Origin of the sequence: Caulobacter sp. SSI4214 (assembly GCF_012184455.1) — a bacterium.
Classification (GTDB): Bacteria; Pseudomonadota; Alphaproteobacteria; order Caulobacterales; family Caulobacteraceae; genus Caulobacter; species Caulobacter vibrioides_E.
In genome coordinates this window covers 1-12,401 of record NZ_SZWJ01000113.1, presented here as the reverse complement: position 1 = coordinate 12,401, position 12,401 = coordinate 1, and the positions used below count along the sequence as shown (strand labels likewise).

The window sequence follows — 12,401 nt, the reverse complement described above, 5'->3', positions numbered from 1 at the left end:
GCCGCGGCCACATCCCAAGCGCCCGTCGCCGGCCCCGGCCTGGTCGCCGAGGCCTGGTCGCCGGAGAAGGTGAAGGCCCTTCAGGCCGAGGGGCGTCCGGTGCTGGTCGACTTCACGGCCGCCTGGTGCGTCACGTGCCAGGTCAATGAGAAGGTCGCCCTGTCCGGCGCCAAGGTCGCGGACGCCTTCAAGGCCAAGAACGCGGTCTACTTGAAAGCCGACTGGACCAATCGGGATCCGACCATCGCCAAGGCTCTGGCGGAATTCGGCCGGGTCGGGGTGCCGCTGTACGTGGTCTATCCCAAGGCGGGCGGCGCGCCGGTCATCCTGCCGCAGCTGCTGACCGAGGGCCTGGTCGTCGACGCGATCGACAAGGCGGGGCGTTAAAGCGCCCTACTTCTTGCCGAAGGGCAGCCGCTCCCGGACCTTGTCGATCGGGGTGCGGGTCGTGGTGACCGGCGGCGGCGCGTTGATCACCGGGACAGGCAGCGGATAGGCGCGCCAGCCGCTGGCGATCAGGGCGCCGAAGCCCTGGCAGCGCGGCAGGAACTTGACCATGCCGGTGCGGGGCTTGGGGAAGGGCGGCGGCTGGGAAACGCCCTGGCGGGTCGGGTCGACGAAGCGCCAGTCGCTGGGCAGGCCATAGCCGCGCTCGCCGCCGATGCGGACGGCCTGATAGGCGATGTTGGCCTGGAACGGCGAAACGCCGTAGCGCAGCATGGCCCGCAGGAAGATCTGGTCGGCTTCCTCGCGCTTGCCGGGCTCGCCGATCGTGTAGAGCCAGTCATGGATGATCGCCGCGCGGGCGGTCGGACCCTGGGGGTCGACCACGGCCTGGCCGTACCAGGGCACGCTGGCGAAGTCGGTGACGTACCAGCGCGGCACCACGATCACCTTGCCGGTCTCGACATCGCAGTAGGGGAACTCGGCGTCGAGGGTGAACAGTTTCCGGCCGTCCTTGGTCTGGTTGAACAGCATGATCGGCTGCGGCGTCAGCGAGCTGGGCGGCGTCGGCGCGGTCACCGGCACATAGACGGTGGTGCTCTTCTCGGTCGTGCAGGCGGCGAGGGTCAGGGCGAGCGCGGCGAGGGTCAGGCCGGAGCGGATCTTCGAGGACATGGCGTGGCGATTAGGGCCCAGACGGGCGGCCTTGCAAGGGTTGGTCGACTAGCCGACCCCTTAAGCGCGCCCGTTGCGGCGATTCTGGGGCCAGCGGCGATTAGGCCGCGGGCTGGGGCGGCGCGGTGATGACCTCGATATTGTCGTTCAGCAGATAGACCATGTCGCGCAGGGCCAGGTCCTGGTCCTTGATGGTCTTGGCCGCGCCGACGGCGGTCAGTTTCTCGGGCAGATCCTGGCTGATGCCACGCAGGATGCACTTCAGGTCATCGACCGCGCCCCGCGCCTTCAAGGTCAGGTGACCCTTCATGTCCAGGCTGGAGAGCTCGCCGATCTTGCCGGAGAAGGCGTCGAAGCCTTTCAGCGGCTTGGCCGTGGCGGCCGTGTCGGCGCCGGCCAGGGTCTTGCGGTAGCTTTCCGCCTCGGCCTTCAGCTGCCGGGCGCGCTTGACGATGTCCTGGAACAGCGGCTCTCCGGCCACCGAGGCCGGGGCGGCGGGCTGCTGCTGCACGGCGGGCGCGGGGCCGGCGGCCTGGCCGGGGCTGTAAGCGGCGAACCACAGCAGGGCGGAAACGGCGACGGCGTCGCAGGACATGGCGGACTCCGGCAAAAAAACGTCATTGGTCCGCCATGACGCGGCGGCGGGCGTTTGATAAGCCGCTTGGCGTAAACGCCGATTTACCAAACTTGAGGATGCCGCGCATGGCCGATCTCGACATCGCCTGGACTCGCCTGGAAGCCGCCGCCAAGGCCGCGGGCCAAAAGCGCATCGTCGAGTTCTTCGACGCCGAGCCGGAGCGGCTGGAGGCCCTGACCCTGGACGTCGCCGGCCTGCACCTGGACCTCTCCAAGCAGGCGTGGGACGAGGCCGGCCTGGAGGCGGCGCTCGATCTGGCCCACGCGGCGGACGTCGAGGGCGCCCGGACCCGGATGTTCGGCGGCGAGGCGATCAACGGCTCCGAGGGGCGCGCGGTCCTGCACACGGCGCTGCGCGCGCCCGCCGGCGCCGACGTCAAGGCGCTGGGCCAGCCGGTCATGGCCGAGGTCGAGAGCGTCCGCCAACGGATGAAGGCCTTCGCCGAGGCCGTCCGCGCCGGCGAGATCCGGGGCGCGACCGGCAAGCCGTTCAAGGCCATTTTGCATATCGGCATCGGCGGCAGCGACCTTGGGCCGCGCCTTCTGTGGGACGCCCTGCGTCCGATCAAGCCGACCATCGACCTTCGCTTCGTGGCCAATGTCGACGGCGCCGAGTTCGCCCTGACCACGGCCGATCTCGATCCCGAGGAGACCCTGGTCATGGTGGTCTCCAAGACCTTCACGACGCAGGAGACCATTGCCAACGCCGGCGCGGCCCGCGCCTGGCTGGTCGCCGCGCTGGGCGAGCAGGGCGCGAACCAGCATCTGGCCGCCATCTCGACGGCGCTGGACAAGACCTCGGCCTTCGGCGTGCCGGACGAGCGGGTGTTCGGCTTCTGGGACTGGGTCGGCGGCCGCTATTCGCTGTGGTCGTCGGTCAGCCTGTCGGTGGCCGTGGCCTGCGGCTGGGACGTGTTCCAAGGCTTCCTGGACGGCGGCGCGGCGATGGACGCCCACTTCCAGTCCGCGCCACTGGGCAAGAACGCGCCGATCCTGCTGGCCCTGGCCCAGATCTTCAACCGCAACGGCCTGGACCGCCGGGCCCGCTCGGTCGTGCCGTACTCGCACCGCCTGCGCCGCCTGGCCGCGTTCCTGCAGCAGCTGGAAATGGAGAGCAACGGCAAGTCGGTCGGCCCAGACGGCCAGCCGGTCAAGCGCGGCACGGCGACCGTCGTGTTCGGCGACGAGGGCACCAACGTCCAGCACGCCTATTTCCAGTGCATGCACCAGGGGACGGACGTCACCCCGATGGAGCTGATCGGCGTCGCCAAGTCCGACGAAGGGCCGGCCGGGATGCACGAGAAACTGCTGTCGAACCTGCTGGCCCAGGCCGAGGCCTTCATGGTCGGCCGCACGACCGAGGACGTCGTCGCCGAGCTGAAGGCCAAGGGCGTTCCGGACGCCGAGATCGCGACCCTGGCGCCGCAGCGGACCTTCGCCGGCAACCGCCCGTCGACCCTGGTGGTGCTGGACCGCCTGACGCCCCAGACCTTCGGCGCCCTGATCGCCCTCTACGAGCACAAGACCTTCGTCGAGGGCGTGATCTGGGGGATCAACAGCTTCGACCAGTGGGGCGTCGAGCTGGGCAAGGTGATGGCCAACCGCATCCTGCCCGAACTCGAAAGCGGCGCGAGCGGCCAGCACGACCCGTCGACCTCGGCGCTGATCCAGCGGCTGAGGACCTAGGTCGGAGCGCCCCTAAAACGTCTTGCGCACCCGCAGGGTCCAGAAGGTGCGGGGGTTGATCTCGCGGTCCTCGACAAAGGACACCGGCCGGGCCGGGGTGCGGTCGGCATAGACGACATAGCGCTGGCGGAAGTCGTTCCAGACATTGATCTGGGCGCGGATCGCCAGGCTGGGGGTCGGCTTGTACTCGGCGAAGGCCGAGTAATAGCCCGTGCCCCGCCACTTGTAGGTCTGGTCCGGATCGTAGGTGCCCTGGCCCAGCAGCGGGATCACGTCGAAGCCCCACTGGGTCTTCCAGCGCGGCAGGTCCTGCTGGAAGCCGATGTCGGCCTGGGTCGGCCGCACCCGCGAGATCGGGCGCTTGCGCCCCGTGGTCGGATCGGTGACGTGGCTGTCGTTCCAGTCGTTCTTGAAGGTGATCCGGCCGCCGCCCACGCCCAGCTTGTCGGTCGGGACCACGATATTGACCGACAGCTTGTCCAGCGTGCCGTCGCCGATATTGCCCGTCGCCGCTAGGCCGCCCGGCAGCGGCAGGCGGTCGATCACGCCGATGATCTCGTCGTGGCGATAGGTCACCGAGACCACGCCCTGGCCCCAGAACCGGCGCTCGTAGCCCACTTCCGAGATCCAGCGCTGCTCGGGCCGCAGGTCGACATTGCCGCCATAGACCTGGCCGTTGCTCAGCGAGGCCGAGGCCGCGAAGTCGTTGAAGTCCAGCTGGCCCAGCTCGCGCTCGAACCGCACGCGCACCTGGCTGGCTGGCGAGGGCGTCCAGGTCAGCAGCACGCGCGGCTTGGCGTAGAAGAAGCTCTTCTTGGCGCTGGCGTCGCCCGACTGCTTGATGGTCGAGGTCTCGAGGCGCACCTGGCTTTCCAGGTTCAGCTTCGGACCGATCCGCCAGACGGCCTTGGCGAAGGCCTCGCCGCGCAGCTCCTCGACCTTGACCGAGGCCGAGGGCAGGGGCACGTCGACGCCGTCCTCGGTATAGGCCTGCTTGGTGTCGAGCATGTTGTAGGCGACCTCGCCGCCGCCCTCCAGCGTCAGGTCCGGCGAGCGCTCGTTGCGCACCAGGGTCCGCAGGATGGTCTCGCCGTCGTCGCCCTTGGAGGTGAACTTCTGGAACGGGCTGGCCACGCCGTCCTCGCGCTCGGCGCCGGTCGAGGCGTTGCGGAAGGTGTCGAAGCTGTGGATCGCCCGGGTCTCCAGCGTCCAGGTCGGGGCCAGCGGGCGGATATAGGTCAGGCCGACCTCGCCGAACTTGGTGTCTTCCGAATAGGCCGTGCGGTTGAAGCTGGTCGCCGAGACGTCCTGCTGCCATTCCTGCCAGTCGTGGATGCCGTAGCGGGCCGTGGCCTCCAGCTTGCCGCCCGCGAACGGACCCGAATAGTTGAGGCGGATCGAATTGCTGCCGCCCCAGCCGTCGTTTGAATAGGCCGTGTCGCGCAGCAGGTTGCCGGCCGCGTCGCGGCGCACGGTGCGGCCCGTACCGTTGCTGTCGCTGCTGCTGGTGCCGTCGCTGAGCAGCACGCCCCAGCTGTGGTCGCCGTTATTGGCCGTGAACTGATAGCTGCCGCCATAGACGTCGTGGCCGCCGTCGAAGATCTGAGCGTTCCAGGTCAGGATCTGCTGGGTGTTGACGCCCTTCTTCAGGATGACGTTGGCCACCATCGCATAGCCCTGCATGTCGATGCCGGCCGCCCCGCCGCGCACCAGCTCGATCCGCTCGACCTGGCTGGCCGGGGTGCGCGACAGCACGTTGGAGCCGGTGTCGTTCTTCGAGGCCGGGCGGTTGCCGTTGATCAGCACATTGCCGACCGCCCCCTCGAAGCCGCGCGTCTGGGCCCCGTCATTGATCGAGAAGCCGGGGATCCGGTTGACCATGTCCTGGGCGGTGTTCGGACGATTGGCGGCGAAGAAGTCGGGCGTGAAGACCAGGACTCCGCTCTGATCGGCCTCGGCCGTCGGGGCGGGCGCGGGCGTGGTCGTCTGGGCCGTGGCTTGGCCGGCGAGCGCCGCGCCGGCGACGACGAATACCGCCGCCGTCGCCAGCAACTGGGTCCTGGTCATTCGTATTTCCCCTCAATTGACGAGAGGTCTGGACGCCAGGGTCGTTCATCTCAAGTTAAAAGCCAGAAAGGTGGGTTAAATCGTCGCAATTATTACATGGAGTTCATGTTTCTATACGAGATATTACGAACAATCGTTCCAAAGGCCTGTGGATAGACTTGTGCGGCGCGAAGTCATAAGTGGCGCTTTACCGCGCCCTCCGCCGGGCCTCGGTGACCAGGCGGTCCAGCACCGGCGTGCGGCTGGGCGCCAGCATCGCGGCCCGCGCCTCGGCGAAGATCCGCCGGTTCTCGGCGCAGGTCGCTCGCATGGCGGCCAGCTCCTCGGGCGGGACCTTGTCGGCCAGGGCCTCGGCCTCGCGCTCGGCGCGGTCGGTGATGCGTTCCAGCCGGTCGTAGAAATCCAGCATCGAGCGCTCGCGGCTGCCGGGGTGGCGGGTGCGCTTGCGGCGCGGCGGCTTGGACTTGGGCATGGGTTTCTCCGTTCGGGGGTAAAGCTCCTCCCCCGCGCTGCGGGGGAGGTGGCCCGGAGGGCCGGAGGGGGCGAACTGGGCGGAGGCCGCGCTGGCCCCCTCTGTCGCTCCGCGACAGCTCCCCCGTGGCACGGGGGAGCATCTTCACGCGGCCAGCCGCTGAAGGCGTGTGGGGAGGCGACGGAGCGGCCGGGCGAACCCGGAGACCGTGAGTGGTTTTGTGTTTCGGCTCGCGAGTCCGCTCCGCCAGGCTGTTCTTGCCCGTGAGGATGGGAGGCGTGAGCGTATTTCAGCTCGGGTCCCCACTAGCCCCCGGACGGGCGCGGACCAACTGGGACGGCTACATCCGGACCCAGCCCGACGATCCACGATAGGCGGCTTGTACGATCACCGCCCTGTCGCTCCGCTGGTGGTTTTGGCCCCGGCCGATCCGTCACCCGCGCGCGCCCCTGAAGAGGAAGCGACGCGGCGTGAGGTCCGCGCCGGGAACCGCCAACGGCCCCGCTCAACCTAGCCCCGCCGCCGTTTTGGGCCGGATCCAAACGCCCTCCCCCGCGACGGGGATGGCTAGGATTATGGCGCGGCGCTGAACGCCGAGGATTGGCGGGGGTGTAAAATCGACAAGGCGTTGATTTCGCGGGATTCGAGATCGCCAATTCCGAGGATAGCGGCGCGCCAATCCCCTTGACGCCGCTTCTCCCCTCACGGGGAAGGTGGCCGCCCCAAGCCGCGCGCGCCGTCCCTTGAGCCTCGCCGTGTTCGGCGCCTAAGCTTGGGCCAAGGACAAGGCCGAGGGGAGGGGGCGAGGATGCGGCTGGCCCGCTGGATATTCCGCCTGGCCGGGATCTATGGGGTCCTGCTGCTGGCGCCGATGTACGTTCTGGAGCGACAGGTCGCCGGTCCGGCCGGGGTTCTTCCCCACGCGGAGAACTACTACGGCTTCATCGGCGCGGCCCTGGCCGCCCAGGTGCTGTTCCTGATCATCGCCCACGACCCGATCCGCCTGCGCCCGGCCATGCTGGCCGGGGTGCTGGAGAAGCTGGCCTTCGGCGTCCCGGTCTGGGCGCTGTGGCTGCAAGGCCGCGTCGCCGCGCCGGTCTTGGCGTTCGGAACGATCGACCTCGTGCTGGCGGCGCTGTTCGTCCTGGCCTACGTCCGCACCCCGCCGGCGGGGGCTTGAGCCGTCTCTCCTCCCCCGATGGGGGAGGGGAACCGCCGAACGGCGGTGGAGGGGGCCACCGCCAAGCCCACCAAACCCCGCCGTCATCCCGCGCTTCATGCGCGGGACCCATTCGTCCGCCGCACGGGCGGAGATCGCCCGCGCGCTCACGTGGAAGCTGAACCCTGGGTCCCGCGCATGAAGCGCGGGATGACGGCGCTTGTGATTGGAAGGGCCCGCCCAGCGATCGTCTCGCCGTGAGATGTAAGGGTTAGCTATCCGATGACTTGCGGTCGTTCTCCTTGGCAGCGAGTGACCTGATACCCTCAGTGAGCGTTTGGACTTTAGCAGTGTCGCGCTCGGCTTTTAGGTCGCGTTCCGCGATAGCTCTGCGGATAATATCGGCGCATATTTCGAATGCTTGTCGCGATTGGTCAGAGTCCGCCAAAAGTTTATTCAAAGGATCGCACCAAGAATTTATCTTCCTGCTCTCAAATCCTGGGAAGTCTATACTCTCGAATCTGTGTCGAAATGCGGGCAAAAAATGAAACTTAAACGATCTTAGATCGGAGGTATCCCCGTGACCCCTGCGCAGCAAGCTCTCAAATCTATAGTGGATTGAATCCAACACTTGGTGCCCGCGAACTGCGGCGGCGATGATTTTATCTGGGTCGGCGGTCCAGACGAATGGCTTTGGCTGCTGGTTGTGGTCGGCGACGAAGCGGTTGATGGCGGCCTGAAGATCGACGACGCCCTTGAAGGCGCCGCGTTTGAGGCGGCGCTTGGTGAGGATGGCGAAGAAGCCCTCGACGGCATTGAGCCAACTGGCCGAGGTGGGCGTGAAATGGAACGTCCATCGCGGATGGCGGCCCAGCCAGGCGATCACCTTGGGGTGCTTGTGGGTGGCATAGTTGTCGAGGATGGCGTGGATGGCCTTGCCGGCCGGGACTTCGCGCTCGACGGCGTTGAGAAAGCGGATGAACTCCTGATGCCGGTGGCGCTGCATGCAGCGGCCGATGACCTTGCCTTCCAGAACGTCGAAAGCGGCGAACAGTGTGGTCGTACCGTGGCGTTTGTAGTCGTGGGTCATGGTTCCGGCCCGGCCCTTCTTCAGCGGCAGACCGGGCTGGGTGCGGTCAAGCGCCTGGATCTGCGACTTCTCATCGACGCTGAGCACCACGGCGTGGGCCGGCGGGTCGACATAGAGGCCGACGATGTCGCGGACCTTGGCGGCAAACTTGGGGTCGTTGGATAGCTTGAAGGTGCGAATACGGTGCGGCGCCAAGCCATGGGCCTTCCAGATGCGCTGGACCGAGGTCAGGCTGACGCCGGCGACCTGAGCCATGACCCGTCCGGTCCAGTGGGTGGTCTCGCCGGGCGGCTCGCCCAGGGTCAGGGCGACGATCCGATCGGCCACCTCGTCGGCCAGCTTGGGTATCCGCGACGGCCGGGTCTTGTCGCGCAGCAGGCCCTCGACACCCTCGGCCATGAAGCGTTCCTGCCAACGCCAGACGGCCGTCTTGCTGACCCCGGCCGTGCGCATGATCTCCACCGTGCCCAGGCCATCGGCCGTGGCCAGCACGATCTGGGCGCGCCAGACATGCTTCTGCGGGCTGTTGCGGTCATCGATGATCGCCCGCAGGCGCTTGCGATCGGTCGGGCTCAGGTGGACGGTGACGCCATTACGCATCCCCTAGACTCGCACGGCCGAAAAGCCGTGGGAATCCCAATAAGGACTCTTACGTCAGCATCAATCCAATAGAATGCTAGAGCGGCTGTGTAATAGGCCTCCGGTCGGTGCCCGGCTTTGAAGACCTTATCTCCAACTTGCTTCAAAAGCGTCGCTTGGTAGCGGCCGGCCTGATGAGCCGCATCCAGGAACATCGAGGCGAAGACCTTGAGCTGTATCCCGATGGGGATGATTCTTGTTCGTTCGATATCGGCACGGCTCGCATACTGCTTCGATCTTCTTTCGTAATATAACTTTCGGTCGTCGGGCGTTCCAGAGTAGTAAGTCTCGAGGTCTTTCTGGAATTTTGTAAGCGCTAGAAGATCTTTCTCGTCAATGGGTGTCTGTCTGTTGTTTGATTTAATTACTTCTTGAGCTATCTCTTCGTCGTCGGTGTATATAAGCTTCACGGGGACAAAGAGATTGTCTGTCAGCGAGCTCCGATGCGCATACAGCACATGACTTGTCTGGCATCCGTTGACTATCTGGTAGTCTTTAACGGTAAAGGCCTGCCCTGTAATGGATAGGTCTCGAGAGACAATCGTGACGCCGTTATTTCTAAGAACAAATTGATCCAGTAATCCGCCGGTCAATGTTGCTGACATGTCGGTATTTACGGGATTTTCGCCCTGGAAATCCCGCACATTGTCAATAAATACGGACTTAACTATATTGTCGTCATCGTCTATAACGAGCTTTATAAATTCAGATGCGGGTAGTGCGCCAAGATAGGCGGCCTTTACCTTTTCAATATTTGGAAGTACCACCATTCTATCGAAATTTATTTGTCTGCTAATCGTGTATTTCGTTGCTCTGTAAAGATTTTGTAATTCTTGTGAGCCGTTCGGTTGGTATCTGACCTCGGAGAACATGCTCGTCGACATTAAGTCGTCAATTTGCTTTCCAACTATTGTCTTGAGGTATGGGTCGTTTGTCCATGTTCCGGTAGTCACATAATATATTCGGCATTCAGGATTTTTTCTAAATTTGGCGGCGTGCTTGTAAATCTCATCTATAATCGCAACCCGTCTTTTTAGGTCTGGGCTCATGGGCGGAGACGTCGATTTAGTGAAAATTGCGCCAAGCAAATGTTGACCAAGCGCCATCATTGCGGCACCGTCGAATCCTGACGTTCTTTTAGCTTGGACGAATATAAATTCCGCTTCAAGGTATCCATTTAACTTCAGGATATCCTCGACCTCCTGCTCGTCTTCTATCAGCCTTCCGTTGAGAATGATGCCGCAGCCATCGATGCCAAGATCCCCACCGCCTCCAAGGACGACGTCGGATGTCGTAAATTCTTCTCCATAGCGCGAAGCGATAACTGAAAACGTCGCAAAATGTTCGAATTGTTGATCTTCAGGTAAATCTTCCAACTCGTTTTGTTTTACAAATTCGACCAACAGAGCCTTAGTTATTGGATCCACGCGGCGTCTCCTGCAGCGAGCAAAGGGTGGCTGTCTCGATCGTTAGTTGTGGCTGTTTAGTAGTCAAGGCGGAACAGCCTTCTTATGAGTTGCGTCTCGCTCCCTCCCCCCCTTCCCCCCACGCCCCATCTCCGCTACACCGCCCCCGCAATGACCCGCACGCCGCACCATCACGGCCACCACCACCATCCGACCTCGCCTCGCGGGATCGGCCGGGTCCGCGCGCTCTAAGCCGAGCGACCCAGCCAGAGCCCCGCCTAGCGGATGGGGCTTGGCTCAAGCGCCATCCGTCGAAGCCTAGAAGACCTTAGGACCGACGATGACCACCGACTCCAACGATACGACCCCGCAAGACTTCCGCCCCGAGGCGCGCAGCCCGCGCGGCTTCGCCGACAAGCGCGCGCGCGACCTGCGGGCCGAGCGGGCGATCCTGGAGGCGGTGTCGGCGGTCTATGAGCGCTACGGCTTCGAGGCGCTGGACACCGGGGCGTTCGAATATGCCGACGCTCTGGGCAAGTTCCTGCCCGACAGCGACCGGCCCAACGAGGGCGTGTTCGCGCTGCAGGACGACGATGACCAGTGGATGGCGCTGCGCTACGACCTGACCGCGCCGCTGGCCCGCTTCGCGGCCCAGAACTGGGAGACCCTGCCCAAGCCGTTCCGCCGCTACGCCTTCGGGCCGGTGTGGCGCAACGAGAAGCCGGGGCCGGGGCGCTTCCGCCAGTTCATCCAGTGCGACGCCGACACGGTGGGCTCGGCCCGTCCGGAGGCCGACGCCGAGATCATCGCCATGGCCGTCGAGGGGCTGGAGGCGGCGGGCCTGCCGCGCGGGGCGGCGGTGCTGAAGATCAACAATCGCAAGCTGCTGAACGGCCTGCTGACCGCCGCCGGGGCCGACAGCGCCGGCCAGAAGCTGGCCGTGCTGCGCGCGGTCGACAAGCTGGACCGCCTGGGCGTCGACGGCGTGCGGCTCTTGCTGGGCGAAGGCCGCCTCGACGAGAGCGGCGACTTCACCAAGGGCGCGGGGCTGAAGGGCAAGGCGGTCGACCAGGTGCTGGACTTCGTCCAGGCGGGGTCGTCTGGCGGCCGTTCGGCGACCCTGGACAACATCGCCCGCGTGGTGGCCGGCTCGGCCGAGGGCGACGAGGGCCTTCTGGAGCTGTCGCGGATCGACGCGGCCCTGACCAGCCTCGGCATCGCCGACGACCAGGCCTTCATCGATCCGTCGATCGTCCGGGGGCTGGAATACTACACCGGCGCGGTGTTCGAGGCCGAGCTGCTGCTCAGCACCACCGACGAGAAGGGGAACAAGGTCACCTTCGGCTCGATCGGCGGCGGCGGGCGCTATGACGACCTGGTGGCGCGGTTCACGGGGCAGGTGACGCCGGCGACGGGCTTCTCGTTCGGGGTGTCGCGCCTGGCGGCGGCGCTGCGGGCGGCGGGCCGCGAGCCGGGCGGCGTCGCGCGCGGGCCGGTGGTGGTGATCGCCTTCGACCAGGCGCACATGCCGGAGTACTTCTCCGTCGTCGGACAGCTGCGCGCGGCGGGCATTCCGGCCGAGGTGTATCTGGGGACCTCGGGCATGAAGCCGCAGATGAAATACGCCGACCGCCGGAACGCGCCGGCCGTGGTCATGCTGGGCGGCGACGAGATCGCGGCCGGGACCGTGACCATCAAGGACCTGGACGCCGGCCGGCAGGCCGCCGAGGGCCTGACCGACAACGCCGCCTGGAAGGCCGAGCGCCCGGGCCAGCAGACCATCCCGCGCGACCAGCTGGTCGCCGCCGTCCGCAAGATCATCGGGGGCTGATGACGTGAGGCTCGAGCGTTCCATTCCGGCGGCGGCGCTGGACGCCATCCGCGCGCCGCTGCTGGCGGCCGGGGCGACCCCGGTCGACGCGCCGGTCTTGCAGCCCCTCGGGCTGCTGCTGGACCTGGCCGGCGAGGCCATGCGGTCGCGGCTGTTCGTGGTGTCCGGCGACGGCGGCGAGGAGGCCTGCCTGCGTCCGGACTTCACCGTCGCCGTGGCCCGCGAGCACTTCGCCGACGGGGCCGGCGAGCCGGGCCGCTGCTTCTACGAGGGCAAGGCGTTCCGCGTCGCGCCGC

10 protein-coding genes and 3 pseudogenes are annotated in these 12,401 nt (G+C 66.0%); 5 read left to right on the top strand and 8 right to left on the bottom strand.

Translation table 11 applies throughout. The features are described 5' to 3' along the window. Positions 1 to 387, top strand: a 387-nt coding sequence (locus FCU40_RS20770) for a thioredoxin family protein (RefSeq protein ID WP_175582098.1), incomplete at its 5' end; no start/stop codon positions are given. A 6-nt stretch (positions 388 to 393) separates the two neighbouring features. Here the strand turns inward: FCU40_RS20770 and FCU40_RS20765 are convergent. Together FCU40_RS20765 and FCU40_RS20760 are read right to left on the bottom strand one after the other, a co-directional pair. Further along, the gene (locus tag FCU40_RS20765; protein WP_004615833.1) at positions 394 to 1,119 is read right to left on the bottom strand and encodes a DUF1353 domain-containing protein; all 726 of its coding nucleotides are present in this window, start codon (positions 1,117 to 1,119) and stop codon (positions 394 to 396) included. Positions 1,120 to 1,219: 100 nt separating this feature from the next. Further along, a complete protein-coding gene (locus FCU40_RS20760; RefSeq protein WP_168077571.1) occupies positions 1,220 to 1,714 on the bottom strand; it encodes a hypothetical protein in 495 nt (164 codons plus the stop codon). A 107-nt stretch (positions 1,715 to 1,821) separates the two neighbouring features. Here FCU40_RS20760 and pgi point away from each other — a divergent pair, with 107 nt between their 5' ends. Continuing rightward, positions 1,822 to 3,441 (top strand): glucose-6-phosphate isomerase, encoded by a 1,620-nt coding sequence (pgi, locus tag FCU40_RS20755; protein ID WP_168077568.1) that lies wholly within the window; start codon positions 1,822 to 1,824, stop codon positions 3,439 to 3,441. 12 nt (positions 3,442 to 3,453) lie between these two features. Here the strand turns inward: pgi and FCU40_RS20750 are convergent, their stop codons facing one another. Both FCU40_RS20750 and FCU40_RS20745 read right to left on the bottom strand, forming a co-directional pair. Next, the gene (locus FCU40_RS20750) at positions 3,454 to 5,508 is read right to left on the bottom strand and encodes a TonB-dependent receptor (protein WP_168077566.1); all 2,055 of its coding nucleotides are present in this window, start codon (positions 5,506 to 5,508) and stop codon (positions 3,454 to 3,456) included. Between the two features lie 187 nt (positions 5,509 to 5,695). Beyond that, entirely contained in the window at positions 5,696 to 5,980 is a 285-nt protein-coding gene (locus FCU40_RS20745) for a hypothetical protein (RefSeq protein WP_168077557.1), read from the bottom strand. Between the two features lie 808 nt (positions 5,981 to 6,788). Between FCU40_RS20745 and FCU40_RS20740 the strand changes: the two genes are divergently transcribed. Next, positions 6,789 to 7,160, top strand: a complete 372-nt coding sequence (locus FCU40_RS20740) for a hypothetical protein (protein ID WP_168077555.1) — start codon at positions 6,789 to 6,791, stop codon at positions 7,158 to 7,160. Positions 7,161 to 7,166: 6 nt separating this feature from the next. Here FCU40_RS20740 and FCU40_RS23445 read toward each other — a convergent pair. The 4 genes and pseudogenes from FCU40_RS23445 to FCU40_RS20730 form a co-directional block, all read right to left on the bottom strand. Next, positions 7,167 to 7,247 (bottom strand): annotated as a pseudogene (locus FCU40_RS23445) (hypothetical protein); the annotation flags it as partial. Continuing rightward, positions 7,234 to 7,323: pseudogene (locus FCU40_RS23440) on the bottom strand (hypothetical protein); the annotation flags it as partial. The pseudogenes FCU40_RS23445 and FCU40_RS23440, both read right to left, overlap by 14 nt. A 432-nt stretch (positions 7,324 to 7,755) precedes the next feature. Next, a pseudogene (locus FCU40_RS20735) lies at positions 7,756 to 8,829 on the bottom strand (IS630 family transposase); the annotation flags it as partial. Next, positions 8,802 to 10,295: an AIPR family protein gene (locus FCU40_RS20730; protein WP_168077554.1), complete on the bottom strand. Its 1,494-nt coding sequence runs from the start codon at positions 10,293 to 10,295 to the stop codon at positions 8,802 to 8,804. The pseudogene FCU40_RS20735 and the gene FCU40_RS20730, both read right to left, overlap by 28 nt. Positions 10,296 to 10,614: 319 nt before the next feature. On the opposite strand from FCU40_RS20730, the gene hisS reads away from it, so the two are divergent. Next, the gene (gene hisS, locus FCU40_RS20725) at positions 10,615 to 12,105 is read left to right on the top strand and encodes a histidine--tRNA ligase (protein ID WP_168077553.1); all 1,491 of its coding nucleotides are present in this window, start codon (positions 10,615 to 10,617) and stop codon (positions 12,103 to 12,105) included. Positions 12,106 to 12,109: 4 nt separating this feature from the next. Continuing rightward, positions 12,110 to 12,401 (top strand): ATP phosphoribosyltransferase regulatory subunit (locus tag FCU40_RS20720; protein ID WP_175582097.1); only part of this gene is annotated, 292 nt, incomplete at its 3' end.

Bases quoted from the DNA above. Each gene is read 5' to 3' on its own strand.
- FCU40_RS20760 (WP_168077571.1), bottom strand. From the start codon at position 1,714: ATGTCCTGCGACGCCGTCGCCGTTTCCGCCCTGCTGTGGTTCGCCGCT.
- FCU40_RS20740 (WP_168077555.1), top strand. From the start codon at position 6,789: ATGCGGCTGGCCCGCTGGATATTCCGCCTGGCCGGGATCTATGGGGTC.
- FCU40_RS20750 (WP_168077566.1), bottom strand. From the start codon at position 5,508: ATGACCAGGACCCAGTTGCTGGCGACGGCGGCGGTATTCGTCGTCGCC.
- hisS (WP_168077553.1), top strand. From the start codon at position 10,615: ATGACCACCGACTCCAACGATACGACCCCGCAAGACTTCCGCCCCGAG.
- pgi (WP_168077568.1), top strand. From the start codon at position 1,822: ATGGCCGATCTCGACATCGCCTGGACTCGCCTGGAAGCCGCCGCCAAG.
- FCU40_RS20745 (WP_168077557.1), bottom strand. From the start codon at position 5,980: ATGCCCAAGTCCAAGCCGCCGCGCCGCAAGCGCACCCGCCACCCCGGC.
- FCU40_RS20765 (WP_004615833.1), bottom strand. From the start codon at position 1,119: ATGTCCTCGAAGATCCGCTCCGGCCTGACCCTCGCCGCGCTCGCCCTG.